This is a genomic window from Stenotrophomonas sp. NA06056, assembly GCF_013364355.1.
GTDB lineage: Bacteria > Pseudomonadota > Gammaproteobacteria > Xanthomonadales > Xanthomonadaceae > Stenotrophomonas.
Genome location: NZ_CP054931.1, coordinates 621,888 through 647,307 on the forward strand (window position 1 = coordinate 621,888; position 25,420 = coordinate 647,307).

General features: G+C 66.9%; 20 protein-coding genes. 10 read left to right on the forward strand and 10 right to left on the reverse strand.

Annotated features, from left to right (window positions below; all coding sequences use genetic code 11):
• Positions 1-71 precede the first annotated feature (71 nt).
• Complete coding sequence (locus HUT07_RS02785; RefSeq protein WP_025874105.1) at positions 72-848, forward strand: AMP nucleosidase; 777 nt, start codon at positions 72-74, stop codon at positions 846-848.
• 43 nt (positions 849-891) lie between these two features.
• Positions 892-1,431 carry a DUF924 family protein gene (locus HUT07_RS02790; RefSeq protein WP_176019638.1) on the forward strand — a complete coding sequence of 180 codons (540 nt, stop codon included), beginning with the start codon at positions 892-894 and terminating at the stop codon, positions 1,429-1,431.
• Positions 1,432-1,524: 93 nt separating this feature from the next.
• Here the strand turns inward: HUT07_RS02790 and grxD are convergent, their stop codons facing one another.
• Positions 1,525-2,451: a Grx4 family monothiol glutaredoxin gene (grxD, locus tag HUT07_RS02795; protein WP_176019639.1), complete on the reverse strand. Its 927-nt coding sequence runs from the start codon at positions 2,449-2,451 to the stop codon at positions 1,525-1,527.
• Between the two features lie 60 nt (positions 2,452-2,511).
• On the opposite strand from grxD, the gene HUT07_RS02800 reads away from it, so the two are divergent.
• On the forward strand, positions 2,512-3,291 hold the full coding sequence (locus HUT07_RS02800) for a polysaccharide deacetylase family protein (RefSeq protein ID WP_176019640.1): 780 nt from the start codon (positions 2,512-2,514) through the stop codon (positions 3,289-3,291).
• A 346-nt stretch (positions 3,292-3,637) separates the two neighbouring features.
• On the opposite strand, the gene HUT07_RS02805 is transcribed toward HUT07_RS02800, so the two are convergent.
• From HUT07_RS02805 to HUT07_RS02815, 3 genes are read right to left on the reverse strand one after another with little or no spacing between them, the layout of a single operon-like run.
• On the reverse strand, positions 3,638-4,369 hold the full coding sequence (locus HUT07_RS02805) for a class I SAM-dependent methyltransferase (protein WP_176019641.1): 732 nt from the start codon (positions 4,367-4,369) through the stop codon (positions 3,638-3,640).
• Positions 4,370-4,373: 4 nt separating this feature from the next.
• Positions 4,374-4,991: an SGNH/GDSL hydrolase family protein gene (locus HUT07_RS02810; protein ID WP_176019642.1), complete on the reverse strand. Its 618-nt coding sequence runs from the start codon at positions 4,989-4,991 to the stop codon at positions 4,374-4,376.
• A 3-nt stretch (positions 4,992-4,994) separates the two neighbouring features.
• A complete protein-coding gene (locus HUT07_RS02815) occupies positions 4,995-6,269 on the reverse strand; it encodes a pyridoxal phosphate-dependent aminotransferase (protein ID WP_176019643.1) in 1,275 nt (424 codons plus the stop codon).
• Between the two features lie 123 nt (positions 6,270-6,392).
• Here HUT07_RS02815 and rsgA point away from each other — a divergent pair, with 123 nt between their 5' ends.
• Together rsgA and HUT07_RS02825 are read left to right on the forward strand one after the other, a co-directional pair.
• Positions 6,393-7,493: a ribosome small subunit-dependent GTPase A gene (gene rsgA / locus HUT07_RS02820; protein WP_176019644.1), complete on the forward strand. Its 1,101-nt coding sequence runs from the start codon at positions 6,393-6,395 to the stop codon at positions 7,491-7,493.
• A gap of 162 nt (positions 7,494-7,655) precedes the next feature.
• Complete coding sequence (locus HUT07_RS02825) at positions 7,656-8,909, forward strand: flavohemoglobin expression-modulating QEGLA motif protein (RefSeq protein WP_176019645.1); 1,254 nt, start codon at positions 7,656-7,658, stop codon at positions 8,907-8,909.
• 446 nt (positions 8,910-9,355) lie between these two features.
• Here the strand turns inward: HUT07_RS02825 and HUT07_RS02830 are convergent, their stop codons facing one another.
• The 4 genes from HUT07_RS02830 to HUT07_RS02845 form a co-directional block, all read right to left on the reverse strand.
• A complete protein-coding gene (locus HUT07_RS02830; RefSeq protein WP_176019646.1) occupies positions 9,356-11,644 on the reverse strand; it encodes a TonB-dependent receptor in 2,289 nt (762 codons plus the stop codon).
• A 176-nt stretch (positions 11,645-11,820) separates the two neighbouring features.
• Positions 11,821-12,561 (reverse strand): acetoacetyl-CoA reductase, encoded by a 741-nt coding sequence (phbB, locus tag HUT07_RS02835; RefSeq protein ID WP_025874115.1) that lies wholly within the window; start codon positions 12,559-12,561, stop codon positions 11,821-11,823.
• Between the two features lie 25 nt (positions 12,562-12,586).
• Complete coding sequence (locus HUT07_RS02840) at positions 12,587-13,915, reverse strand: CitMHS family transporter (protein WP_089238097.1); 1,329 nt, start codon at positions 13,913-13,915, stop codon at positions 12,587-12,589.
• Between the two features lie 78 nt (positions 13,916-13,993).
• Positions 13,994-15,130, reverse strand: a complete 1,137-nt coding sequence (locus HUT07_RS02845; protein ID WP_176022461.1) for a porin — start codon at positions 15,128-15,130, stop codon at positions 13,994-13,996.
• Positions 15,131-15,406: 276 nt separating this feature from the next.
• On the opposite strand from HUT07_RS02845, the gene HUT07_RS02850 reads away from it, so the two are divergent.
• Genes HUT07_RS02850 through HUT07_RS02865 form a run of 4 tightly spaced genes read left to right on the forward strand, consistent with a single transcriptional unit; the run spans position 15,407 to position 19,243 of the window.
• Entirely contained in the window at positions 15,407-16,096 is a 690-nt protein-coding gene (locus HUT07_RS02850) for a response regulator transcription factor (RefSeq protein ID WP_176019647.1), read from the forward strand.
• Positions 16,089-17,480, forward strand: coding sequence for a sensor histidine kinase (locus HUT07_RS02855; RefSeq protein WP_176022462.1), 1,392 nt, complete (start codon positions 16,089-16,091; stop codon positions 17,478-17,480). Before HUT07_RS02850 ends, HUT07_RS02855 begins: the two co-directional genes overlap by 8 nt.
• Positions 17,477-18,532 carry an ABC transporter substrate-binding protein gene (locus tag HUT07_RS02860; protein WP_176019648.1) on the forward strand — a complete coding sequence of 352 codons (1,056 nt, stop codon included), beginning with the start codon at positions 17,477-17,479 and terminating at the stop codon, positions 18,530-18,532. The genes HUT07_RS02855 and HUT07_RS02860 overlap by 4 nt, the downstream gene beginning before the upstream one ends.
• A 60-nt stretch (positions 18,533-18,592) precedes the next feature.
• A complete protein-coding gene (locus tag HUT07_RS02865) occupies positions 18,593-19,243 on the forward strand; it encodes a response regulator transcription factor (RefSeq protein ID WP_176019649.1) in 651 nt (216 codons plus the stop codon).
• 557 nt (positions 19,244-19,800) lie between these two features.
• Here HUT07_RS02865 and HUT07_RS02870 read toward each other — a convergent pair.
• Entirely contained in the window at positions 19,801-22,446 is a 2,646-nt protein-coding gene (locus HUT07_RS02870; RefSeq protein ID WP_176019650.1) for a PAS-domain containing protein, read from the reverse strand.
• A gap of 68 nt (positions 22,447-22,514) precedes the next feature.
• Positions 22,515-23,684 (reverse strand): porin, encoded by a 1,170-nt coding sequence (locus HUT07_RS02875; RefSeq protein WP_176019651.1) that lies wholly within the window; start codon positions 23,682-23,684, stop codon positions 22,515-22,517.
• A 331-nt stretch (positions 23,685-24,015) separates the two neighbouring features.
• Between HUT07_RS02875 and HUT07_RS02880 the strand changes: the two genes are divergently transcribed.
• Positions 24,016-25,371: a dicarboxylate/amino acid:cation symporter gene (locus HUT07_RS02880; RefSeq protein WP_176019652.1), complete on the forward strand. Its 1,356-nt coding sequence runs from the start codon at positions 24,016-24,018 to the stop codon at positions 25,369-25,371.
• The last annotated feature ends 49 nt before the right edge of the window (positions 25,372-25,420 follow it).

Genomic DNA, 25,420 nt, shown 5'->3' on the forward strand with positions numbered 1-25,420 from the left:
CGTTGCCGCAGCAGGTGTGGCAAGGCAGGCAGGGGCCTACAATATCGGCCCCACGCCGCAGCGGAGCGCCCATGAAGAGCAAGCAGGACATCGTCGACAACTGGCTGCCGCGCTACACCGGCGTGCCCCTGGACCAGTTCGGCCAGCACATCCTGCTGACCAACTTCGGGGGGTACCTGCATACGTTCTCCGCGCTGACCGGTGCGCCGGTGATCGGCCTGGACCGGCCCATGGCCAGTGCCACCATCGACGGCATCACCATGATCAACTTCGGCATGGGCAGCCCCAATGCCGCGATCATCATGGATCTGCTGTCGGCGGTGATGCCCAAGGCGGTGCTGTTCCTGGGCAAGTGCGGGGGACTGAAGCGCAAGAACGAGCTGGGCGACCTGGTGCTGCCGATCGCGGCCATCCGCGGCGAAGGCACCTCGGGCGACTACCTGCCGCCGGAAGTGCCGGCCTTGCCGGCCTTCGCCCTGCAGCGTGCGGTTTCGACCATGATCCGCGACCTCGGCCACGATTACTGGACCGGCACCGTGTACACCACCAACCGTCGGGTCTGGGAGCACGACGAGGCCTTCAAGGAGCGGCTGCGGGCGATGCGCTGCATGGCCATCGACATGGAAACCGCTACGATCTTCGCTGCCGGCTTCGCCAACCACATTCCCAGTGGCGCCCTGCTGCTGGTTTCAGACCAGCCGATGATCCCGGACGGGGTGAAGACCGAGGCGTCCGACGCCAAGGTCAGCTCGCAGTTCGTGGAAAACCATATCCAGATCGGTATCGAGGCGCTTAAGCTTATCCGGCGCAACGGCAAGTCGGTCCGCCACCTGCGCTTCGACGAATGATGATGATGGCCTGGCGCGGTGCGCCGGCCCTGGGGAGTAGGTGATGGACGTTGCCGCGCAAGTGGTGGAATTCTGGAAAGAGGCGGGCCCTGAAAGGTGGTTCGCCCGCGATGATGCGTTCGACGCACGGTTCCGTACGCTGTTCGCGGACGAACACCATGCCGCCGCATCGCGTGCGCGCGAGCACTGGCTGGGCAGCGCCGAGGGCGCGCTGGCGCTGATGCTGCTGCTGGACCAGTTCCCGCGCAACTGCTTCCGTGGCACGGCCCATTCCTACGCCACCGATGGCCTGGCCCGGCATTACGCCATGCGTGCGATCGAGGAGGGGCTGGACCTGCAGCTGGTGCCCAAGCTGCGCGCTTTCATCTACCTGCCGTTCGAGCACTCCGAAGATCCGTTGGACCAGGACCGCTCGGTGGCGATGTTCGACGTGCTGGGTGACAAGGAATACCTGCAATACGCCGAACTGCACCGCGACATCATCCGCCGCTTCGGCCGGTTCCCGCACCGCAATGCCGTGCTCGGCCGCATGCCGTCGCCGGAAGAGCTGGATTACCTGGCCGAAGGCGGGTTTGCCGGATAACCCGGAAGGACTGGATCCACGCCATGCGTGGATGGATTCAACGGAAAACGCCGGCTTGCGCCGGCGTTTTTCGTGGGTATCAACTGCGGCCGATCAGTACTTCGGCACGCCGTTGTCCACTTCGTCCGACCAGGCGTCGATGCCGCCGGTGACGTTGAACACCTTGCTGAAGCCCAGCGTACGGAACTGCTCCGCCGCCTGCGCGCTACGGCCACCGTGGTGGCACAGGAAGGCCAGGGCAGTGTCCTTGGGCAGGGCTTCCAGCTCGGCGCGGCCGTTGCCATCGAAGCTCTTGAACGGCACGCCGACAGCGGCGATGGCACGTTCTTCGGCCGGGCGCACGTCCACCAGCATCACGTTGCCGGCACGCACCAGGTCGTCAGCATCGCGCACGCTGATTTCCTGCACCGGCTTGGGCGCGTTCGGGTTGTCGATGGCCAGGCCCTTGCCACGGATGTCATCGACCCAGTCGATGGTGATGCCATCGGCGCGGCGGGCGCTGGCCAGATCGAACTGCACGCGCAGGCCGTTGGACTCGGCAGCGATGGCGCCTTCGTCGTACGGGGCCAGCTGGAAGTTCGGCTGGAAGCGCGCGTCGATGCCCAGCTGCAGCGATGCACCCGGGGAATCGGCCAGTGCGCCCTTCAGCATTTCCACTGCGGCGGGGGTGACGGTGATGCGCGGCGGGGTGCGGTCCGGTGCGGCCAGGCCGAGCACGCTGCTCAGCTCACCGCTGGCGGCCATCTGCAGCACGATGTCGCTGCCGCCGACCAGTTCGCCGTCGATGTACAGCTGCGGGATGGTCGGCCAGTCGCCAAAGGCCTTGATGCCTTCGCGGATCTCCGCGTCGGCCAGCACGTTGACGTGGGCGAACTCCACGCCCAGGTCCTGCAGGGCACCCACGGCCTTGGCCGAGAAACCGCACTGCGGCATCGACGGCTGGCCCTTCATGAACAGCACGACGCGGTTGTCGTTGAGGATGGTTTCGATGCGCGAACGCAGGGCGGGATCGAGGGACATGGCAGTCATGGGTCCGAAAAATTCGAATCATCAATTCTACCCCCCATGGCATCATGGGGAATGACCAACGCAGGAACATTGCATCGCATCCCGACCCGGCCGTGGCGCTGGGTACCTTGGCTGGTGCTGTCGCAGCTGGCTGTGATCCTGATCTGGGCGCTGGTGGGCTGGCACTGGGGGCTGGCGGTGATGGTGGCAAGCCATGCGCTGTTCATGGTGCCGGTGTTCCTGCCCAACAGCCGCTTCTACGCGCCGGTGCTGAGCCGGTTGCCCGATGCCGGCAACAGCGTCTGGCTGACCATCGACGACGGCCCCAGTGAACAGACGCCGGCGGTACTGGATCTGCTGGACCGGCACCAGGCAAAGGCGACCTTTTTCCTGGTCGGCGAGCGCGCATTGGCGCATCCCGCCCTGGTAGAAGAGATCCTGCGTCGCGGGCACGACCTCGGCAATCACAGTCACAGCCATCCGCAGGCGCGCTTCTGGCGGCTGGGTCCGGGCACGATGGCGGCGGAGATCGAGGGTTGCCAGCAGGCGCTGCAGACGGTGAGCGGGCGACCGGTGCGCTGGTACCGCTCGGTGGTGGGCATGACCAACCCGTTCGTGGCACCGGTGCTGAAGAAGCTGGGCCTGGTGCGCGTGGGCTGGAGTGCTCGCGGCTACGACGGCGTCGGCTGTACGCCGGACGGCGTGCTGGCGCGCCTGCTGCCGGATCTGCGACCGGGTGCGATCGTGCTGCTGCATGAAGGGGCCGCCCACGGCCACAACCTGGCCATCATCGAACGCGTGCTGCAGGCGCTGGACGAGCGCGGTCTGAAAGCCAAACTGCCGGCCAACTGACACGTCTGCGGTAGCGCCGGGCGACGCCCGGCGAGCGCGCAGCGCGGCAAGAGCGAAGCGACCCGCGTTTGCTCTTCGCTTTTTCTCTCTTGTCTTCCGTGGTGGACGCCCCCGTAAACCGTCCGTGGCCGGGTGGGTGGGCGGCACAGGGGCGTGAGCCGCATGGGCCCGAGGCATGCCTCGGGCGGGCTGGGCAGGACGCCCAACCCCGGTCTTGCTCGTGTGCGCAGGACAGCGCGCATGAGCAAGCGGCGACCGAGCTTGCATGGACGTACTTGCAGCGCCCCCTGTGCAGTCCACCCATCCGGCCATCTCACGATCACCCTGGCCGCCCACCACGAGGGGCTCAGCCGTTGGCCGCCGTTCCCGGACGCTCGGCAACCAGCAGCCAGCTGTTGAACGGCGTGCGCCCATGCAGGGGCCGCAACGGAGCTACCTGCAATCCGGCTTCGGCCAATGTCGTCTGCAGCACCCGGGGGTCGGGGTAGTGACGCGGTCGCGTGCCCATCCAGCCGACCAGCCAGGCCAGGCGATCAGCCACCCGCGTGGTACGGTCGCGGCGGTCGCCGGTTGCCAGCGGCGTGCGCAGCAGCAGGCGGCCACCGGGCGCGACCCGCGCGCTCACCCCCCGCAGCAGATCCAGTTGTGGCGTCTCGTCCAGGTACTGCAGCACATCCAGCAGCAGTACATGCCCGCGATGCACCGGCAAGGGAGCCTGTACATCCAGACAGTCGAAACGTGCATCGGCCAGGCCGCTGCCGGCACGCTGCGCACGCGCGATCTTGTCGCTGTCCACGTCGACCCCGAGGTACGCCTGCTGGCGGCCGCGCTGGCGCAGCACATGCGCGAACAGGCCCAGTCCGCAACCGAGGTCGAGCACCGGCTGGCCGTCGTCGGGAAGATGCTGCAATACGCCGTCATACAGCGGGTCGCTGCCCAGCTTGCCGCGGGTGTAGTAGTAATCGCGGCGGCTGCCCCAGGCCTGCATCGGCCGGAAGGACTCGGCGATCAGGCGCGCCTGTCCGGCATCAAGCGGCGAACAGGGCAGGGGCGTGCCGTTCCGTGGCGAGCCATCCATCGTGTCAGTCCGTTCTGCTCAGCAGGTCTGCAGTCACCGGCAACGCACGCGCGCTCCACAACGCATACATCACTGCGGACGGGTGCAGGCCATCCTCGGCGATCATCGCCGGGTCCGTGCCGTTGTCGCGGCTGATATCGGTGATGTCGACGAAGGCCACACCCTGCTGGGCGCTGATCACCTTGGCAGCTGCGTTGAATTCGTCGGTTTCGATCCCGATGCGGGTCAGATGCCGTCCGCTCTGGATGCCGAACGGGGTCGCGCCCCAATCGGGGAACGACAGCACCAGCACGCGGTCGGCGCGGCCACCGGCAAAGCCGATCGCGCGTTGCAGCAAGGCCTGGAACTGCAGCTGGTATTCGTCCAGCGGGCGTCCGCGGTACTGGTTGTTGACGCCGATCAACAGGCTGACGAAGTCGAACGGCCCTTTCGGCGCCACTTCGTCGATGCCGGCGTCGAGCTCGTCGGTGGTCCAGCCGGTGGTGGCGACCGTCTGCGGGTCGGCCAGATCGATGCCCTGTGCGCGCAGGGCGGCGGCGAGCTGGTGCGGCCAGCGGCCTTCGACCGCGACCGCTTCACCGATGGTGTAGGAATCGCCCAAGGCCAGATACGACAAGCCCATCGATCAAGCCACCGACCGGCGGGGCTTCAACGGCACCACCTTGGTTGCGTCTTCGGCACGGCGGGCGAGGGCGCGGTCGATACGGGTGAACACCTCGCGCATCACCGATGCCTCCGGCAGCAGGGTCACGCGGAAGTGGTGGCGGTAAGGCACGTTGAAGCTTGATCCCGGGACCACCAGCACACCGTCGTTGTTCATCAGGTCCAGCGCGAAATTGTGGTCGTCGAAGCCCTTTGCGGCAGCACCGACCACGGCCGGGAACGCGTACAGGGCACCGGCGGGGGCGACCAGTGACAGGTGCTCGCTGGCCTCGCAGGCTTCGATCACCGCACGGCGGGTTTCATACAGCCGGCCACCCGGTGCGCACAGCTCGGAAATGGTGTCCGGCCCGTTCACCGCGGCGTCGATGGCGTACTGGCCCGGCACGTTGGCGCACAGGCGCAGCGCGCCCAGCAGGTCCAGCGCGGCGCGGAAGTCACCCAGGCGTGCGTCATCGCCGCTGAGGTGTGCCCAGCCCACGCGCCAGCCGCAGGCACGGTGCACCTTGCTCAGGCCGCTGAAGGTCAGGCACGGGTGGTCGCCGGCCAGCGGCGCGACCGGCTGGAACACCGCGTCGTCGTACAGGATCTGGTCGTAGATCTCATCGACCAGCAGCAGCAGGTTGTGGCGGCGCGCGATCTCGACCACGCGTTCCAGCAGCTCGCGCGGGTAGCTGGCGCCGCTGGGGTTGTTCGGATTGATCAGCACGATGGCGCGGGTGCGCGAGGACACCAGCGTCTCGATCTCGCTCGGGTCCGGCTGGAAGCCATTCTCGGCGGCGCAGCGGTAATACACCGGGCGGCCGTCGTTGAGGATGGTCGAGGCCGACCACAGCGGGTAGTCCGGCGACGGCACCAGCACTTCGTCGCCCGGGTTGAGCAGCGCACGCAGCGACAGGTCGATCAGCTCGCTGACGCCGTTGCCGACGAACACGCGGTCCGGGTGTGCATCGGGCGCACCACGGCGGGCGTAGGCGGCGGCGATGGCTTCGCGCGCGACCGGCAGGCCCTGCTGGTGGGTGTACGGATCGGTGCGGCCCATGTCATCGGCGATCGCGCGCTGCAGGTGTTCCGGTGCACGGAAGCCGAAAGCGCCGGGATTGCCGATGTTGAGCTTGATCAGCTTGTGGCCCTGCGCTTCCAGCTCCCGGGCTCGCCGCGCCAGTTCTCCGCGGATTTCGTAGCGCACTTCGGAAAGGCGCTCGCGGATGACCAGGGGTTTGGGCGAGGGGGTGGACATGGGCAGTGGGCCGGCAAAAGGCATGGAGGTTCCATGGTAGCTGAATTGCTGCAGCGCATGGCAAGGCCCCAGGGCCTGCGGTTGTTGGGCTGGCGGGGCACGGGCACGGGTACAATGGCGGCGATGACCCAGACCCCCGATTTCACCGCCCTGCAGACCATCGGCTGGCCCTGGCCGGGCCCGCCGGAGCACGCCGACTGGCAGGCCGCGATGGCCGCACACCCGCTGGCCCGACCGGCGCGGGTGATCGAGCAGCACCGCACCCACTATGTGGTGGCCGATGGCCCGGAGGCGTCGATCAAGGCCGAATCGTTGCCGGAATGGCAGCGCCCGCGCTTCCCCAGCCACGAACGGCCGGCGGTTGGCGACTGGGTGCTGCTGGACGGCATCCGCATCGTCGCGCTGTTGCCGCGACGTACCGCGATCAAGCGTGGCGCCGCCGGTGAGCATTACCACCAGCAGGTGATCGCGGCCAACATCGATACCGTCTTCATCGTCTGTGGGCTGGATGCGGATTTCAATCCGCGCCGTATTGAGCGCTACCTGCTGCTGGTGGGCGGTGGCGGTGCCGAACCGGTGGTGGTGCTGACCAAGGCCGACCAGACCGAGTACAGCGAAGACGCGCTGGCGGTGCTGGAAGAACTGGAGATGCAGGGCATCGCCCTGCACGCGATCAACGGCCTGGATGCTGACAGTGTTGCGGTGCTTGAACCGTGGCTGGGTCCTGGTCGAACGGTGGTGCTGGTGGGGTCTTCCGGTGCGGGCAAGTCGACGCTGACCAACACGCTGCTGGGCGAGCAGCGGATGAAGACCAACAGTGTGCGTGCCAACGATTCGCGCGGCCGCCACACCACCACCCACCGCGCACTGATGCCGCTGCCGATGGGCGCGTGCCTCATCGACACTCCCGGCATGCGCGAACTGAAGCCGACCGGCGAAGAGACGCTGGCCGAGGGCGGTTTTGCCGACATTGAAGCACTGGCCGCTCAGTGCCGCTTCAACGACTGCATGCATCAGCAGGAACCGGGCTGCGCGGTACGCGCCGCGATCGATGCCGGCGAGATCGAAGAAAGCCGGCTGTTGAACTACTTCAAGCTGAAGGAAGAAGTGGCCGCTGCGGCTGCGAAGCTGGCCGTGCGCCAGGCCGAGACCGCGCAGGAGCGCGGTGGCCGCAAGGGCAAGGGCCAGCAGTTCCGCCCGGCGGGGAAGCCGCGTAGGCGGTAAGGCTGGAGAAAGCTGTGGTGGGTGCCAACCTTGGTTGGCACTATCAGGGCAGGTGGCAGCCCAGTAGATCCACGCCATGCGTGGATGCTTTCCGCGGATGCATAGCGGTGCCAACCAAGGTTGGCACCTACCAAAGCAAGGGCAGGGCGCTATAGTCCGCCCATGGAACCGACCGCGACGCTCGACCGTGACGTGGCCCACCATGCAGCGCTCGATGCGCGCCTGGTCGAGGCCGTAGGAGGCATCCGCCTGCTGGGCCTCACCAGTTGGCCAGCGACCCTGCAGACCCCCTTCCTGGAGAGTGTTGCCCGCGGTCAGCCGAAGCTGCCGGTGGTCGACTACCCGAAGCTGGATTTCAGCGATGAGCGTCGCGCGCTGGCGGCACTTGCTGCCGAGTGCGATGAAACCCATCCGCTGGGCCATTACGTGCGGCAGTCCGCGCAGAGCTGGGATCTGGCCGCGCAGCTGCTGGAAGGCCTCGGCACCGCGGCCGTGGATGCCTGTTCGGTGCAGTTGTTCGGATCACCCGAGCAACCGTTGCCCGGCAACGGACCGAGCACGCGCGATGCAGCGCGCCACTTCATCCAGATTGCTGCCGAACTGGATCACGAACTGCTGGCACCGGAAGAGCAGGTGCCGGTATCGGCGATCGCCCTGCAGTTGCAGTTGCAGAATGACCTCGATGCGTTCTTCGAATCACGCATCATCCAAGTGCAGCTGGACCCGGAGCTGGTTTCCAAGGCGGCGGCCGGACCGACCCGTATCCGCCTGCGTACCAGCGCGCGTTTCAGCGCCTACGACCGCGCGCAGCTGTTCCACCACGAAGCGCTGGTGCATTCGCTGACCGCCTTGAACGGACGCGAGCAGCCGGTACTGCCCAGCCTCGGATTGTCATCGCCACGGGTAACAGCCACCCAGGAAGGACTGGCGACATTCGCCGAGCAGATCACCGGCAGTATCGACATCGAGCGACTGAAGCGCATCAGCTTGCGTACCGAGGCGATCGCGATGGCACGCGAAGGCGCCGATTTCATCGAAGTGTTCCGCTACTTCTGCGATGCCGGGCAGAACCCGGAAGAGAGCTTCGCCTCGGCGCAGCGGGTGTTCCGCGGTGTGCCGCCGAGCGGTGGCCTGGCCTTCACCAAGGACACGGTGTACCTGCGCGGGCTGGTGTCGGTGCACACCTTCTTCCGCCACATGCTGGCCGAGGATCGCCTGCAGGTCTGCCGTTGGCTGTTTGCCGGCAAGATGAGCCTGACCGATGCGATCGCGTTCGCGCCGCTGTTCGAATCGGGCGTGTTGAAGCCGCCGCGTTGGCTGCCGCACTGGATGAGCCGGGCGAACGGTCTGGCCGGCATGCTGGCGTTCTCGCTGTTCGCCAACCGCATCCGGATGGACCAGCTGGCGCCGGAATGAAATGCGTTGGCGGGATGAAGCGCTGGCGCCTTGATTGATATCGCTGGGCGGCGGTGGGGCACCCTGGCCAGGACACGCCGTAAACCCATCCATGGGGGCTCGATCGGCGCATCCATGCGCCTCACGGTCCTGGCCAGGGTGCCCCACCGCCGCCAGACAGATTCCCGCGCGGGCGGCAGCACATCACCGCGCCGAAGGGATTGCGCTTGAAAAGCAAAGAGCCGGGCAATGCCCGGCTCTTTGCTCTTGCTCTTGCTCTTGCTTTCCATTGCCTCCGCGCCGGCGCAGGGAATTGTCGAGCGCGGGTAGGCAGGCCCATGCAGGACCGTTGGCGCCATGGATGGCGCCATCGAGCCCCCAAGGACGGGTTTACGGCGTGTCCTGCATGGGCCTGCCTACCCCCGCCATGCAGGAACAATCAACGCGCCGCAGCGCCCGCTTCTGACTTAGAACTCCGCCGCCACCGTCATGAACACCTGCCGCGGCGCACTCGCATGGATCGCATACCGCGTGCCCTTCGGATCGGTCGGCGCGAACGAACTCAGCTGGCCCGCATAGCGCTTGTTGGTCAGGTTGGTCGCGTTCAACGACACCCGCACGTTGCGCAGGCCCATGCCCGGGCCGAAGTCGTAGCCGGCGCCCGCATCGAAGGTGGTCACGCCCGGCACCGACTGGTCGTTGGTGTAGGTGTAGTAGCGTTTGCCGGTGTACTTGGCGCGCAGGCTGGCGAAGAAACCATCGCGGTTCCAGCTGATTTCACTGGAGGCCATGCGCTGCGGCGTATCCACGGTGATCTTGCCGGCCACCGGTACGATTGCACCGCCCGAGGTGTAGTCATCCTCGTAGGTGGTCTTGTTCCAGGACAGCGCGTTGTACCACTGCAGGCCATCGACCGGCTTGAGGATGAAGGTCAGCTCGGCACCGTGGCTCTTCACCGAGCCGACGTTGATGAAGCGCGTCACGCACTCCGGACGCGTACCGACTTCGATGCTCGAGCACGGGTTCAACGACAGCAGACGGTTGTCGAACTTCACGTTGTAGGCCGCGATCGAGGCCTGGTATTTCTCACCGAAGGTACGGAAGCCGGCTTCCAGGCTCTTGGACTTCTCCGGCTCCAGACCAGCGCTGGCTGCGAACGATTCCGGCGACACCTGCAGCGGACCGCCGCTGCCGCCGCCGACGAAGGCCGCGATGTTCTCGGCGTACGAAGCGAACACTTCATTGTTGGCGTTGAGCTTGAAGCCCACGCCCAGCTGCGGCAGCACCGATTCCTTGGCGGTCAGCGTGCCCGAGGCGATGCTGGTTTCCATGCCCGGCTGGGCCTTGGCAGTCATCCGCGTGTTCGGGCTCTTGATGCCCACATCTACGGTCAGGCGCTGGTCGAGGAAGCGCATCCGGTCCTGTACGTAGAACTGGCGGGTACGGATGTCGAAGTCCTGATTGAACAGGCGGCGGTCCGGGTTCTGCAGGTACAGGTCGTCCAGGAACGGGCCGCTGATGTAGTAGAAGTTGCGCGAGACGTTATGGTCGTTCTGCTCGTACCACACGCCGGCTTCCAGTTCGTGGATGCCCAGCGTCCACGACAGCGCTGCGGTAATGCCGTCGCGGTTGATGGTGTAGTTGGTGCTGCGGATCGAGATCGGCAGCATCTTGTCGGTGCCCGGGTAGGACGGCTGGCCCGGTGCCCACCAGTGGCCTTGGCCACGGTTCTCGTGGTGGTAGCCCAGCAGTTTCAGGCGACCCTGCTCACCCAGGCGGATGTCGGCGTCAACCGAGTACAGGTTGTCGTCGCGCAATGCACGGCTCTGGTAGTACGCATCATCGATGCTGTTGACGCCGCCGCTGAAGGCACAGCGCGCCTTGTTGTAGGTGCCCGGTGCGCAGTACGCGGCCGCAACGGCGCGGTCCCAGTCCGGCGCGTAGATATTCCAGTCGTAGCCCAGCCCGCGCGCCAGCATGTCCTTGGACAGGTAGGCGTAGTTGGCCTGGCTGGCACGCGAGGTCGCGACGAAGGCGCCGAAGCGGTTGTCGCCCACGTTCCACACCGCCTTGGCATTGAACTGGCGGGTGGTCTGGTTCTGGTACGGCGCGGCCCACATGTCCTGGTCCTGGTGCACGCCGGAGACATAGGCCGAGAAGCCGTTGATGTCGCCGGTATCCACGCGCAGGTAGCCGCGACGCTGGTTGTCGTCGCCGACGGTGATGCTGGCGCGGCCACCGAACTCGGTGGACGGATCCATCGAGAAATACTGGATGGTGCCGCCCAGGTTGCTGGTCGAGGCCACGCCCAGCGAACCGATGCCCTGCGACAGTTCCGCGCCGGCCAGGTTCTCGGCGATCAGTGCACGGGCGATGCTCAGGCCGTTGTAGTTGCCGTAGCTGTTGTCGCCCAGCGGGATGCCGTCCAGCGTGTAGCCGAGGCGGCTCTTGTCGAAGCCGCGCAGGCTGATGGTCTGCGATTCTTCATTGGCACCGAAGGCATCGTTGGACTGCACCGACACGCCGGGCAGGCGGTCGAGGATCTTCTGGCCGCTGGTACCCGGCGGCAGCACCTGCTTGTCGACAGTGGTGATGCGCTGCACCTGGCGGGTCTCGCCCTGGCCGATGACCGAGACGGTATCCAGCGTCTGCGCGCTCAGCGCGATATCGGCGGTGGCGTCGGTGGCTTCAGCGGCGTGGGCGCTGGCGGCGGAAAGCGCGATCGCCACGGCGATCGTCAGATATCGGGTCTGCATGATGGTCCATTGCATGGGGGGTGATCACCGGCCTGGGGCGCGGTGCATGGCCACTATGCGAAGGGAACATGAAACCTTGTTTACGGAAAACCAACGAACGACGTCGTGGGGGAATCCGCGCAGGGCGTGAATCTACCGGGGGAGGGACGTAGATCCGCGCCCTGCGTGGAGAAGGGCTACCCCATGTACAGGCCACCGTTGACCGGATAATCGGCACCGGTCACGTAGGAGGCTTCATCCGAAGCCAGCCAGGCACACAGGCCGGCCACTTCTTCCGGGCGACCCAGGCGCCGCACCGGCACCGACGCGGCCAAGCGGTCCAGCACATCCGGCGGGAAGCTGCTGATCGCCTGGCTGGCGATGTAGCCCGGCGACAGCGTGTTGACGGTGACCCCACGCGAGGCGACTTCAGCCGCCAACGCGCGGCTGAAACCATGCATCGCGGCCTTTGCCGTGGCGTAGTTCACCTGGCCGATCTGGCCCTTGTGGGCGCTGACCGAACCAATGTTGATGATGCGGCCCCAGCCGCGCGTGGCCATGCCATCAACCACCTGCTTGGTCAGGTTGAACAGCGAGTTGAGGTTGGAGGCGATCACTGCATTCCAGTCCTCCACCGTCATCTGCCGGAACAGCAGGTCGCGGCTGCCGCCGGAGTTGTTGACCAGAACATCGACTTCGCCGACCTCGGCACGCACCTTGGCGAAGGCCGCCGTGGTCGACGCCCAATCGGTCGCGTTGCCTTCGGAGGCGATGAAATCAAAGCCCTGTTCGCGCTGCTCGCGCAGCCAGTTGGCCTTGCGCGGCGAGTTGGGTGCGCAGCCAGCGACCACGGTATGGCCGGAACGGGCCAGGCTCTGGCAGATGGCAGTGCCCACACTGCCCATCCCGCTGGTGACGTAAGCGATTCGAAGCGTCATTGCAGAAGGCTCCTTGGTAAGGGAATCAGGTCGTGAAGGGGTAAAGCCCGAACAACAGGCCGCCGATCATCAGCAACAACGAAATGGCGATCGCCCACTTCAGGGTGAACTTCTGGTGGTCGGCGAATTCGACCTTGGCCAGCCCCACCAGCAGATAGGTGGACGGCACCAGCGGGCTGAGCAGGTGCACCGGCTGGCCGGCCAGCGAGGCGCGCGCCATTTCCACCGGCGTGATGCCGTAGTTGCCGGCTGCCTCGGACAGGATCGGCAGCACGCCGAAGTAGAACGCGTCGTTGGACATGAAGAAGGTGAACGGCATCGACGCCACGGCGGTGATCACGGCGAGATACGGGCCCCAGCTGTCGGGGATGATCGCGAGGAAGCTGTGCGACATCGCTTCGACCATGCCGGTGTTGTTGAGGATGCCGGTGAAGATGCCCGCGGCGAAGATCAGCGCCACCACCGACAGCACGCTGCCGGCATGGCTGACCACGCGACGGCGCTGTTCGGCCAGGTTCGGGTAGTTGATCACCAGCGCGATGGCAAAGCCGATCATGAACAGCACCGGCATCGGCAGCACACCGATGATGAGTGCGCTCATCAGGGCCACGGTCAGCGCCAGGTTCACCCACAGCAGCCTGGGGCGCTTGGTGTCTTCGGCATCTTCCACGGTCGGCAGCGTGTTGCCGTCGTCGGACACGCTGTTGTCCATCCAACTACCACCCTTGGGCAGCGTCACGACGCCGAGGCGACGGCGCTCCTTCAGGCCCAGGTACCAGGCCAGCAGCAGCACGCCAGCGCAGGCGATCACCATCGACGGAATCAGCGGTACGAACACATCGGCCGGATCCACGTGCAGCGCGGTGGCCGCGCGTGCGGTCGGGCCGCCCCACGGCGTCAGGTTCATCACGCCACCGGCGAGGATGGTCACGCAGGTCATGTTCAGCGCGTTCATGCCCAGCCGCTGGTACAGCGGCAGCATGGCCGAGACGGTGATCATGTAGGTGGTCGAACCATCGCCGTCGAGCGAGATCAGCATCGCCAGTACGGCGGTGCCAAGCACGATCTTCATCGGGTCGCCCTTGACGAAGCGCAGGATGATCCGCACCAGCGGATCGAACAGGCCCGCATCGATCATCACGCCGAAGTAGAGGATGGCGAACATCAGCATCACGCCGGTCGGCGCGATCTTCTTGATGCCTTCCAGCATCATTTCGTCGATGCCGGCAGCGAAGCCACCGATCAGAGCGAAGATGATGGGAATGGTGATCAGGGCAACGAGTGGCGACAGTCGTTTGCTCATGATCAAGTACATGAACGTAATGACCATGCCAAAGCCGAGGATGCTCAGCATCATCTGCGGACTCCTAGAGGAAACAGGACGTGGGACGTGGAAGGGGCCCGGGAGCGTGCGCGCCCGGGAAAAACGCGCTTAGAAATCGAACTGCAGGCGCCCGGTGACCGCGCGGGTGCGGTCCACCGTGGTGCCGGCCAGGCGGTCGCGGTTGCGGCTTTCGATCACGTTGAGCATGAAGCGCAGGTTGTCGCGCAGGTACCAGTTGCCGCCCAGCGTCCAGCCTTCGGTGCTGCCGCGGCGCAGGTCGGGTTGGCCATCCAGGTGCTGTGCGCCCCACATCTGGTCGTAGCGCAGGGCCACTTCGAAGGCGCCGGCCTTGTGGCGGATGTTCTTGACCCGGGCGAAGCGGCCGGTCTTGCGGTCGTAGGCGCGGCTCTCGCCGGTGACGAACCAGCTGAGCATGCCGTAGGCGGCCATCACGTCACCGCGCTGCGCACCATCATCGAAGGTGGCGCCGCTGAACTCGCCCTGCCATGACAGCGGGCCGCGCACCTGCGCATATTCCAGCGACCACTTGTTGACGTCGGTATCGCGGCCAGCGGAGAAATCGACCAGGGTCAGGCGGCTCTCGTCGGACAGATGGCCGGCCGGGCGCGGACGGATCTTCAGGCCTGGCGTGCCGTTGCCGCCCGGGTTGTCATAGGCCTCGCGGGCCAGCGACAGGCCCAGATGCAGCACGTCGCCATCGGCAGGCGAGGGTGCCCAGGTGACGCGGCCACCTGCGGCGCGGCCCTTCACCTGCCACGCGTCGATGCTCTCCAGGCTGTACACGCTGGCTGCCCAGGTGAAATCGCCCGGATTGGCCTGCCAGGACGCGCCCAACCGGTACAGCGGCGCCAACGTGGTGCCGGCGTTGCCGCGCTCCAGGAAGCTGCCGTAGTTGGAACCGGTACGGTCGTCCAGCGAGAAATACTGCTTGAACTGGCCCACGGTGAGCCGGCCGGCATCGCCGAAGCTGCGGCTCAAATAGACGTCTTTGGCCTCGACACGGTCGCCGGAGAAATCGGCTTCCAGCTTGTAGTCGACCACGAAGAACTTGCCTGAAACGTCAACCCAGGCACGACGGATCTCGGTGTCGTCCTTGTTCGGCGTACCCCGGTTGTCGTTGTCGAAGGTGGCGAAGTCCAGGTGCAGGCGGCCGCCGACCGTGGCGGTCACCGGACGCTCGTCTTCGGCGAAGGCCGGCGCGGCCAGCGCAGCCAGGGCCATCATGGCGGCAGAACGCCGCCAGGCAATGCTCAATTCCACAAACCCTCCCAGGTGCACGCCAGGCGCGCGGCAATCGTGGGCACCGGACGGTGCGCGGCCGCAGTCTGTGTCGCGCAAGCTGTCATCGTCCTGTCAGCGGTTTGTGCACTGCAGCGTAAAAGACCGCCGGGCACGGCCCTGCGCCACGCATGCGGTGTATCCCGGTAGCGCCGGTCCATGACCGGCGGGCGGACCCTGCGCCATGCGGTAGCATTCGTTTCCCCTCACACGCCCCCGCCCATGCGCCTGCTGCTGGTCGAAGACAACCCGGACCTGGCCGATGCGATCATCCGTCGCATGCGTCGCAGTGGTCACGCGGTGGACTGGCAGGCCGATGGCCTGGCCGCCGCCAGCGTGCTGCGTTACCAGAGTTTCGACCTGGTGGTGCTGGATATCGGCCTGCCCAAGCTGGACGGCCTGCGCGTGCTGGCCGGCATGCGCGAGCGCGGCGACAGCACCCCCGTGCTGATGCTGACCGCACGCGATGGCATCGAAGACCGCGTGCAGGCGCTCGATGTCGGCGCTGACGACTATCTGGGCAAGCCGTTCGACTTCCGCGAGTTCGAGGCGCGTTGCCGGGTGCTGCTGCGACGTGCACGCGGGCAGGCCAGTGAAGTGGTGCAGATCGGCGGGTTCCAGTTCGACAACGCTGCGCACCGGGTGACCCTGGATGGCGAGCCGATCGAACTGCCCAACCGCGAATACCGCCTGCTGGAGATCCTGGTAGGGCGCATGGGCCAGGTCGTCGGCAAGGATGAGATCGGCAACGGCCTGTTCGGCTTCGATGACGAAGCGGGGCCGAACGCCATCGAGCTGTATGTCGGTCGCCTGCGCAGGAAGCTGGCAAGCGCGCCGCTGCGGATCACCACGGTGCGCGGTGTCGGCTACCTGCTGGATGCCAGCGATGACAGCACCGACACCGATGGCTGACGCGCGCAGCGCAGGCGCCGCGCCTGGCTCGCTGCGGCGCACCCTGCTGCTGTACCTGGGCGCATTGCTGGCGGTGTTCGCGGTGGCGCTGTTGTTTGCCGCACGCGACTACGGCCAACGCGCGGCCAATCGCTCCTACGACCACCTGCTGGTGTCCTCGGCCCTGTCGATCGCCGATTCGGTGGCACTGGTGGATGGCCAGTGGCAGGTGGACCTTCCCTATGCCGCGCTGGACCTGCTGGCGATGGCACCGGAAGACCGCGTGTTCTACCGGGTCGCCGACAGCCGCGGCAACCTGATCACCGGCTACGGCGACCTGCCAGCGTCGCCGCGCCGGCCGGGCACGCAACCACAGCTGTTCGATGCGCCCTACAGTGGCGAGACCGTGCGTTTCGTGGTGGTTGGCCGTAGCTTTGCCGCTGCCTCCGCGCAGGGCGAGGTGCAGGTGCAGGTGGGGCAGACCCGGCGTGCACGCGAAGCGGTGGCCCAGGAACTGGTCAACCGCGCGCTGCTTGCGATCGGCGTGCTGTCCGGCCTGTTGCTGGCACTGGTGGCCTTCGGCGTGCACCGTGCGTTTCGCCCGCTGGTGCGGGTCGAGCGCGAGCTGTCGCGCCGCGAGCCATCCGATCTGAAACCGCTGGATGCGCGCGTGCCGCGTGAGATGGACCAGATGGTGGCAGCGCTGAACCGTTTCATGGAGCGCCTGTCCAGCAGCAATGAAACCCTGCGTGCCTTCATGGCCGAGGCCGCGCACCAGATGCGCACGCCGTTGGCCGCGCTGCGTGCGCAGGCGCAGCTGGCGCTGGACGACGACGATCCGCAGGACATGCGGCGCAGCCTGCTGGCGATCGAACGCAACGCCACCCACATGAGCCGCCTGCTCAACCAGCTGCTCAGCGATGCCAGCGTGATCCATCGATCACATCTGCAGCGCTTCGCCACCGTGGACCTGGCCGAAACCGTGCACCAGGCGCTGCACGAAGCGCTGCCGCAGGCCGGGCCCGCCCCGCGCGTACAGCTGGCGATGACGGCCGAACCGGTGCATGTGCACGGTGACGCGCTGCTGCTGCGCGAAGCCATCAAGAATCTGGTCGACAACGCGCTGAAGTACGGCGGCGAAGGTCCCTTGCAGATCGCGCTGACCGCCGAGGGCGGGCAGGCCGTGCTGACCATCGCCGACCACGGCACGGGCATCGCCGCTGCCGATGCCGAACGCGTGTTCGAGCGTTTCGCGCGGGGCGAGGGCGCGCCCTCCGGCGGTGCGGGTCTCGGCCTGGCCATCGTCAAGCGGGTGGTCGACAGCCATGGTGGCCAGATCGATCTCAGCAACCGACCACTGGGCGGCCTGGTCGCCACCATCCGCCTGCCCCGGAGCAGCACATGATCCGCCTGTTCGCCGCTGTCGTTGTCCTGTTGCTGGCCCTGCCGGTGCTGGCCGCGCCCGGCGAGGTGCGCCGTTTCCCGGCGCAGGGAAAGACCACCGCGCAGCTGCGCATCCACGGCACCACAGACATTGAAGTGTTCGCGGTGGTCATCGCCGACTACCAGCGCCTGCATCCGGGCACCGAGGTGGTGTACGAGGACATCATCACCCAGGACCTGTACACGCGTTACCTGCACGACCGCGCCGGATCGGCCTCGCCGGACCTGCTGATTTCCAGCGGCATGGACCTGCAGACCAAGCTGGTCAATGACGGCCACGCATTGCCGCACCGCTCGGCGCAGACCGCTGCGCTGCCGGCCTGGGCGCAGTGGCGCAACGAGGCCTTCGGCATCAGCTACGAGCCGGTGGTGATGGTCTACAACACCCGCGCGCTGCCGGCGGCGAAGGTGCCGCACACGCGCCGCCAGCTGCTCGACCGCCTGCGTGCCGAAGGCGCGCCGTTGCGCGGCCGGGTCGGCACCTATGACATCGAGCGCAGCAGCGTCGGCTACCTGCTGGCCACCCAGGACGCGCAGCGCGGCAGCATCGCCGGCGCATTGCTGGGCGCACTTGGCGACAACGATGTGGTACGCGAGGAGCGCACCGGGGTGCTGCTGGACCAGGTGGCCAGCGGCCAGTTGTCGCTGGTCTACAACGTACTGGGTTCGTATGCGCAGGCGCGCATCGATGCGGGTGCACCGCTGGCCATCGTCGAGCCCGAGGACTACACGCTGGTGGTGCTGCGCACCGCGGTGATTCCGCGCACCGGCCCACACCCGGAGGAAGCGCGCCGCTTCCTCGACTATCTGCTGTCGCCGCGCGGCCAGCAGGTGCTGTCACGCGAGGCGCGGTTGATGCCGATCGTGACCGGCAACGCGCGCGCCGACGATGCCCCGGGCCGCAGCCGCCGCCCGATCCAGCTTGGGCCTGGCCTGCTGGTGTACCTGGACGCGCTCAAGCGCCGCCAGTTCCTCGACGCCTGGCGCAGCAGCGTGGAGCCGGCAGGGCGCTGATGTGCTGGTAGCGCCGGGCCATGCCCGGCGGATGCGGTTTGCTGCCCGTACAATGTGGGCATGAGCGAATACACCATCCTGATCGCCGATGACCATCCGCTGCTGCGTTCGGCGGTGGTGCAGTCCTTGCGGCAGAGCCTGCCGCTGGCGCAGGTGCGCGAGGTGGCCAGTGCCGAAGCACTGGCGGCGGCGCTGGACGCACAGGCTGATGTGGATCTGGTGCTGCTGGACCTGACCATGCCGGGTGCGCATGGGTTTTCCGCGTTGCTGCACGTGCGCGGTTCGCACCCGGACATTCCGGTGGTGATCCTGTCCTCCAACGATCATCCGCGGGTGATCCGCCGCGCGCAGCAGTTCGGCGCGGCCGGTTTCATTCCCAAGTCCGCGCCTGCCGAGACCATCGGCGAGGCGGTGCAGGCGGTGCTCGACGGCGGTCTGTGGTTCCCGGCGATGGCGGCCGAACGTTCCGAGGCCGATGCACTGCTGGCCAGCCGCCTGGCGCAGCTGACGCCGCAGCAGTTCCGGGTGCTGCTGTGCTTGGCCGATGGCCTGCTCAACAAGCAGATCGCCTACACGCTGGGCCTGGCCGAGAACACGGTGAAGGTGCACGTCACTGCGATCCTGAAGAAGCTCGAATGCCACAGCCGCACGCAGGCGGCAGTGCTGGTGAAGGCGCTGGAGCCGGAAGGCGACGCGGGCATCGGGTTGTAGTTCCAGCCAACGGCATAGCCCCTCGTGGATGGACACGTGGAGCAGTTCATGGGCGGGGCCGTGCAGGTGGGCTGCGCAGGGGGCGCTGCAAGTACGTCCATGTAAGCTCGGTCGCCGCATCCATGCGGCTCACGCCCCTGCGCAGCCCACCTACACGGCCACGGACAGGTTCCGTGTTCGTCCACCCACGGAAGAGAAAAAGAAGATCAAAAGCAAAAGCAGCCTGTCAGGCCGCTTTTTGTAGAGCCGAGCCCACGCTCGGCTGCTTTCCGGCCGGTCCGCGAAGCCGAGCATGGGTTCGGCTCTACACGAGCAAGCGCAGCGCCGCGACCCGCTCTTGATCTTCTTTTTCTTCTCCGTGGGTGGGGAACACCCGGAACCTGTCAGCGGCCGGGTGGGTGGGTAGTGCGGGGTGTCCGCGGCATGGATGCCGCGGCCAAGCCCCCATGGACGGGTTCACGGCGTCCCCGCAGTACCCACCCACCCGGCCAGCCCTCAGTAACCCGGCTTTCCGCGATCAACCAACACCCACGAGGGGCTGCGCCGTTGGCTGGAAATCACCCGCGATGGCGGATCAACAACTGACTCATCAACGCCCGCAGCGCCGGCGGCTTCACCGGCTTGGCCATCATCCCCCAACCGCGCTCGGCGGCCATCTCGCGCAACCCCGCATCGCGCTCGGCAGTCACCAGCACCACCGGTGGGCGAGCCGCCCACAACTCCGCCAAGGTCTCGTACAACACGGGCCCGTGGTGATCGCCCATGCGCACATCCAGCAGCACCAGTTCCGGCACCGTTTCTGTCGCGGCCAACTGCAATGCCGCCTGCGGCCCGTCGGCCAGCACCACCTCGCAACCCCATCGTTCCAGCAATGCGCGGCTGGCTGCACACACGTGCGGATCGTCGTCGATCACCCACACCCGACGCCCACGCAGCGGATTGTCTGCAGCCGGTTCCTGCACGACGACCGGAGCGGGTGCAATGGCCGGAATGGCACCGGCCTCGCCAAGCGGAACACCCACCGCGAACACGCTGCCCCGACCCAGCTGCGAGCGCAGCGCGATCGGGTGGCCAAGCAGGCGGCCGATACGGTCCACGATTGCCAAGCCCAGACCAGCGCCACGCTGCTGACCATCGTGCAGGCGCCGGAACTCCTCGAAGATCTCGACCTGCAGGGCGTCGGGAATGCCTGGACCCTGGTCGTGCACTTCGATCCACAACAGTCCGTCGCGGCGGCGGCAGCCGATCAGTACGCGGCCGCGCTCGCTGTAGCGCACCGCATTGGACAGGAAATTCTGCAGGATGCGGCGCAGCAGTGCTTCGTCACTGACCACCACCGCATCGGTATCCACCCAGTCCACGCGCAGCCCGCGCGCCTGCGCGCCAATGCCGGATTCGCGCGCCAGCGCCTGCAGCAATGGCCCCAGCCGGAACGCCTGCACGCGCGTGGGCAAGCTGCCCGATTCCAGCCGCGCGATGTCCAGCAGGCTGTTGAGAATCGCATCCTGTGCCGCCAGCGCGGCATCGATGTGGTCGCTGGTCTGCTGCTGCGCCGGGTCGCTCAGCTTGCCGCGCAGCACTGACACGAACATGCGCGCGGCATTGAGCGGTTGCAGCAGGTCGTGCACCGCCGAGGCCACGAAGCGGGTCTTGTAGCGGTTGGCCTGTTCGGCCTCGCGGCGGGCTTCGTCCAGATCCTGGGTGCGCTCGGCCACGCGATGCTCCAGCGCATCGGCCAGCGAGCGAAGTTCACGCGCGGCGTTCTTGTAGCTGGTGATGTCGGCATAGCTGGTGACGAAGCCTCCGTCGGGCAGCGGGTTGCCGCGGATCTCCAGCACCGTGCCGTCGTCTTTTTCGCTCTCGCGCATGTGCGGGCGGCCGCTGCGCAGATGGGTCAGGCGACGTTCGATGGCTTCGTCGATCGGGCCGGGGCCCAACAGGCCACGACGTGCGTTGAAACGGAACAGTTCTTCGATCGGGCGACCCACCCTTACCAGTCCCGCCGGGAAGCGGAACAGCTCCAGATAGCGCGAATTCCACGCTACCAGACGCTGCTCCCTGTCGATCACCACCACGCCCTGCGGCAGATGTTCGAGGCTGCGGCTCAAACCAACGTCGGCATCGGTGGCGGCTTCCAGCAGGCCGTCCTGGGCGGTGCGCAGCTCCTGCGCGTGCTGCTTGAGCAGGGTTTCCAGCTCGCGCCGGCTGCGCTGGCGATGCTTGGACAGGCGGCGCCGTTGCTGCACGAACAACACCAGGAATCCCAGCGCCAACCATGCGGCCGCGCCGGCGATTGCGGCGCCTCGGCCCGCGCTGGTGGCCGCGCTGGCGTCGTGCAGCAGATGCAGGCTCCAGTCTTCGTCGGGCAGCGCCAGGGTCTGCCACAGCATTGCCTGCGGCAGTGCCGGGTCGAGCAGACGCACCATGCGCCCGCCGTCGGCCAGCACATCCTCGGTGCGCACGCGCAACGGTTGCAGCGACCGATCGGCATACTGACGCGCCGCGCGCATCTCGTTGCGTTCTTCCGCGCCGAGCGGGCGCAGCAGGCGATAGCGCCAGGCATCGCGGTTGGCCAGGAACACCACGTCATGGTTGTCGCTGGCCAGCACCACGTCCGGGCTGTTCAACCATTCCTGTTCCAGCGCGGACAGCTCGATCTTGATCACGATCACGCCGATGCGCTGGCTGTCGGCATCCAGGATGGCCTCGGACATGAAGTAGCCGGGCACGCCGGTGGTCATGCCGATGCCGTAGAAGCGACCACGGCCATGGGCCAGTGCTTGCTGGTAGTAGGGGCGGTAGCTGTAATCCTCGCCGACGTTGCTGGTCGGCTGGTCCCAGTTGCTGGCGGCCACGGCCACGCCATCGCGGCCGACCAGGGTCAGCGTCGAGGTGCGGGTGACCTGGTTGGCACGCTGCAGTTTCAGGTTCAGGCGTTGCCGCTCGGCAGGCGAGGGCGGTACCTGCAATGCATGCAGCAGATCAGGGTCCAGCGCCATCACCTGCGGCAGGGTGCCGAACCGGTCGATGCGCTGTTGCAGCCCCTGGCCATACAGCTGCAGCTGGCGCTGTACCTGTGCGCTTTCCGTGCCGAGAGCGCGACGCCAGGCGTAGTGGCCGGCGGCGACCGCGCACAACACGGTGCCGGCCACCATCACCAGAATGGTCAGCAACTGCAGGCGGTGGCGGCTGAGCCAGTACATGGCGGCAGTCTACGCAGGGCCGGCGGGCGTGGTGTACACGCCCGCCGGGATCTGACACGTGGAAGGGATCAGAAGTGCATCTGCGCGCGAAGTTCGAAGATCTCCGGGGTGCTGTGCACACCGCGACGGCTGGCGTCGACCTTCACGTAGTTGGCCTGGAACTTGAAGTGACTGGTCAGGTACCAGTTCGCGCCCAGGGTCAGGTCGTGCTGGCGGCCGCCGAGGATGCTGCCGTCGTCCAGGTCCAGGCGGCTGTAGCGGGCCACCAGTTCCACTGCACCGTAGTCGTGTGCCGGCTTGATGTTGGCAACGGCGCCGGCGTTGTACGGACGCGATTCGCCGGTCAGCACCCAGCTGGCCATCGCGTACTGGCCGTGGCCGGTGTAGTCGGGCTTGCCGTCATTGCGGGTGACGGTGGCCTGCAGCGCTTCGGCCTGCAGCGAGAACGGACCACGGATCCAGATGCCTTCCAGGCCGGTGCGGCGGATCTGGTCGGCAGTGACCAGCGCGCCCGAATCGACCAGGCGGATGTCGGTCAGGCCGGCTTCCGGGCGGGCACGCAGGCGCGCGCTGGCTTCATGATGCACGTCGCGGCCATCGTGGTAACCGCGCGGGTTTTCCTGCGAATAGGCCAGGCCCAGGTGGATTACGTCACCCGGTGCCTTCACCGGGGTCCACACCGCACGCACCGCCTGGGTGGTGCCGGGGTTGTCGCCCTGCAGATCCTTGCCGCCATAGGCGCCGGCCTGCAGCAGGTACTGCGGGCGCTCCAGCACCCATTCCACGCCGGTGCGACGGCCTTCGTAGAACGCCTGCACGGGCAGCGCGGTTTCCAGGAAGCTGCCGGCGCGCGACGAGGTGCCCGCGTCCAGGCCCACCGGGGTCTTCATGTAGCCGAAGCGGAAGCGACCGACATCACGGCCGAAGAAGGCCTTGCTCTCGAAGCGCACGAACACGTCCAGCCAGGTATCGGCCTGGAAGTCGTAGTAGACCATCGCGTCGTACACGCCCTTCTTTTTCAGGGTCGCGCCGAATTCCTTGCGGCGCACCGCGTCGTCATCCTCGATGCCGCTGGCGGACGAGAAGTCGTTGTAGTCGTAGGCGATGTTGGCGGTGGCGGCCAGTTCGGTGCCGTCGCCGAAGGTGTACTTGGTCGGCCAGTTGTCGAAATCCGCAGCGGATGCGAAGGCGGGGAGGGTGGCCAGCGACAGGGCCAGCAAGGTCGGAATCGGGCGCATGGGTGGTGCGGCTCTCTCGGAATGCGTGTGGACAGGACAACAACGGCCGCAATGGCCGGAACTTTCGCAATGACGCGCCCGGCCGTTCAGGTCGGGCCACCGGCATCCCTGCGATCAGCGGTGCGGTGCCAGTGTAGGCAGCGCAGCCAGCTGAACCGGGGGGCTAGTACCAATAGGTTATCTGCGTGGCGGTGCGTGGCGCGTACAAAGGCGTCCATTGGTCGCACCCCTGCGCCTGCAGACAAGGGGCATGCGGTCAGTTTCCACGGTAACGGTTCCCGTGCACTTCCGGGGCCGTACGTGCCTGAAAACGCCCCTTCCGGAGTCCGCCATGCACATCCCGACCGCCCCGGCGCTGCCCAGCAAGCCGCTGCCGCTCTACCGCCAGCTGTATTTCCAGGTGATCGTGGCGATCGTCCTGGGCGCTGTCCTTGGCCATTACGAGCCGCTGATCGGCGAGAAGATGAAGCCGCTCGGCGATGCCTTCATCAACCTGGTGAAGATGATCATCGCCCCGGTGATCTTCCTGACCATCGTCACCGGCATCGCCGGCATGACCCATCTGCGCACGGTGGGCCGCGTGTTCGCCAAGGCGATGGCGTACTTCCTGTTCTTCTCCACGCTGGCGCTGATCGTCGGCATGATCGTGGCGCACGTGGTGCAGCCCGGCGCCGGCATGAACATCAACCCGGCCGAGCTGGACCAGACCGCGGTGCACAGCTACGTCGAGAAGTCGCACGACCTGACCCTGGTCGGCTTCCTGATGGACATCATCCCGAAGACCCTGCTCAGTGCCTTCGTCGACGGCAACATCCTGCAGGTGCTGTTCGTGGCGGTGCTGTTCGGCATCGCGCTGGCCTCGGTGGGCGAGAAGGGCAAGCCGATCCAGAACTTCCTGGAAGCGCTGGTCGCCCCGGTGTTCAAGCTGGTGCACATCCTGATGAAGGCTGCGCCGATCGGCGCCTTCGGTGCCATCGCCTTCACCATCGGCAAGTACGGCGTCGGCTCGCTGGTCAACCTGGCCTGGCTGGTCGGCTCGTTCTACCTCACCGCCTTCCTGTTCGTGGCGGTCATCCTGGGCGTGGTCTGCCGCCTGTGTGGCTTCTCGGTGTTCAAGCTGGCCCGCTACCTGAAGGCCGAGCTGCTGCTGGTGCTGGGCACCTCCTCGTCGGAGTCGGCGCTGCCGTCGCTGATGGAGAAGATGGAACGCGCCGGCTGCAGCAAGTCGGTGGTGGGCCTGGTGGTCCCCACCGGTTACTCGTTCAACCTGGACGGCACCAACATCTACATGACCCTGGCCGCGCTGTTCATCGCCCAGGCCACCAACACCGAACTGACCCTGGGCCACCAGATCGCCCTGCTGCTGGTGGCGATGCTCAGCTCCAAGGGCGCCGCTGGCGTCACCGGTGCCGGCTTCATCACCCTGGCCGCCACCCTGGCGGTGGTGCCGGAAGTGCCGGTGGCCGGCATGGCGCTGATCCTGGGCGTGGACCGCTTCATGAGCGAGTGCCGTTCGCTGACCAACTTCATCGGCAACGCGGTGGCCACGGTGGTGGTCTCGCGCTGGGAAGGCGCGCTGGACCGCGACCGCCTGAAGCTGGCGCTGGATGGTCGCGAAAGCGAACTGCCGCCGCCGGTCGATGCCGTGCCGCTGGCGATGGCCGAGGCGCTGCCCGCCAAGGGCTGATCCAGGTGTGTGGTACTGCGGGGCCGGTCACGACAGTGGCACGGCCCCG

What these genes read in the sequence shown, in the direction of transcription:
- HUT07_RS02840 (WP_089238097.1), bottom strand. Translation starts at nt 13,915, where the DNA reads ATGCTGAGCATCCTCGGCTTTGGCATGGTCATTACGTTCATGTACTTG.
- HUT07_RS02845 (WP_176022461.1), bottom strand. Translation starts at nt 15,130, where the DNA reads ATGATGGCCCTGGCTGCGCTGGCCGCGCCGGCCTTCGCCGAAGACGAG.
- HUT07_RS02785 (WP_025874105.1), top strand. Translation starts at nt 72, where the DNA reads ATGAAGAGCAAGCAGGACATCGTCGACAACTGGCTGCCGCGCTACACC.
- rsgA (WP_176019644.1), top strand. Translation starts at nt 6,393, where the DNA reads ATGACCCAGACCCCCGATTTCACCGCCCTGCAGACCATCGGCTGGCCC.
- HUT07_RS02805 (WP_176019641.1), bottom strand. Translation starts at nt 4,369, where the DNA reads ATGGATGGCTCGCCACGGAACGGCACGCCCCTGCCCTGTTCGCCGCTT.
- HUT07_RS02855 (WP_176022462.1), top strand. Translation starts at nt 16,089, where the DNA reads ATGGCTGACGCGCGCAGCGCAGGCGCCGCGCCTGGCTCGCTGCGGCGC.
- HUT07_RS02870 (WP_176019650.1), bottom strand. Translation starts at nt 22,446, where the DNA reads ATGTACTGGCTCAGCCGCCACCGCCTGCAGTTGCTGACCATTCTGGTG.
- HUT07_RS02810 (WP_176019642.1), bottom strand. Translation starts at nt 4,991, where the DNA reads ATGGGCTTGTCGTATCTGGCCTTGGGCGATTCCTACACCATCGGTGAA.
- HUT07_RS02875 (WP_176019651.1), bottom strand. Translation starts at nt 23,684, where the DNA reads ATGCGCCCGATTCCGACCTTGCTGGCCCTGTCGCTGGCCACCCTCCCC.
- HUT07_RS02815 (WP_176019643.1), bottom strand. Translation starts at nt 6,269, where the DNA reads ATGTCCACCCCCTCGCCCAAACCCCTGGTCATCCGCGAGCGCCTTTCC.
- HUT07_RS02790 (WP_176019638.1), top strand. Translation starts at nt 892, where the DNA reads ATGGACGTTGCCGCGCAAGTGGTGGAATTCTGGAAAGAGGCGGGCCCT.
- HUT07_RS02865 (WP_176019649.1), top strand. Translation starts at nt 18,593, where the DNA reads ATGAGCGAATACACCATCCTGATCGCCGATGACCATCCGCTGCTGCGT.
- grxD (WP_176019639.1), bottom strand. Translation starts at nt 2,451, where the DNA reads ATGTCCCTCGATCCCGCCCTGCGTTCGCGCATCGAAACCATCCTCAAC.
- phbB (WP_025874115.1), bottom strand. Translation starts at nt 12,561, where the DNA reads ATGACGCTTCGAATCGCTTACGTCACCAGCGGGATGGGCAGTGTGGGC.
- HUT07_RS02830 (WP_176019646.1), bottom strand. Translation starts at nt 11,644, where the DNA reads ATGCAGACCCGATATCTGACGATCGCCGTGGCGATCGCGCTTTCCGCC.
- HUT07_RS02825 (WP_176019645.1), top strand. Translation starts at nt 7,656, where the DNA reads ATGGAACCGACCGCGACGCTCGACCGTGACGTGGCCCACCATGCAGCG.
- HUT07_RS02800 (WP_176019640.1), top strand. Translation starts at nt 2,512, where the DNA reads ATGACCAACGCAGGAACATTGCATCGCATCCCGACCCGGCCGTGGCGC.
- HUT07_RS02880 (WP_176019652.1), top strand. Translation starts at nt 24,016, where the DNA reads ATGCACATCCCGACCGCCCCGGCGCTGCCCAGCAAGCCGCTGCCGCTC.
- HUT07_RS02850 (WP_176019647.1), top strand. Translation starts at nt 15,407, where the DNA reads ATGCGCCTGCTGCTGGTCGAAGACAACCCGGACCTGGCCGATGCGATC.
- HUT07_RS02860 (WP_176019648.1), top strand. Translation starts at nt 17,477, where the DNA reads ATGATCCGCCTGTTCGCCGCTGTCGTTGTCCTGTTGCTGGCCCTGCCG.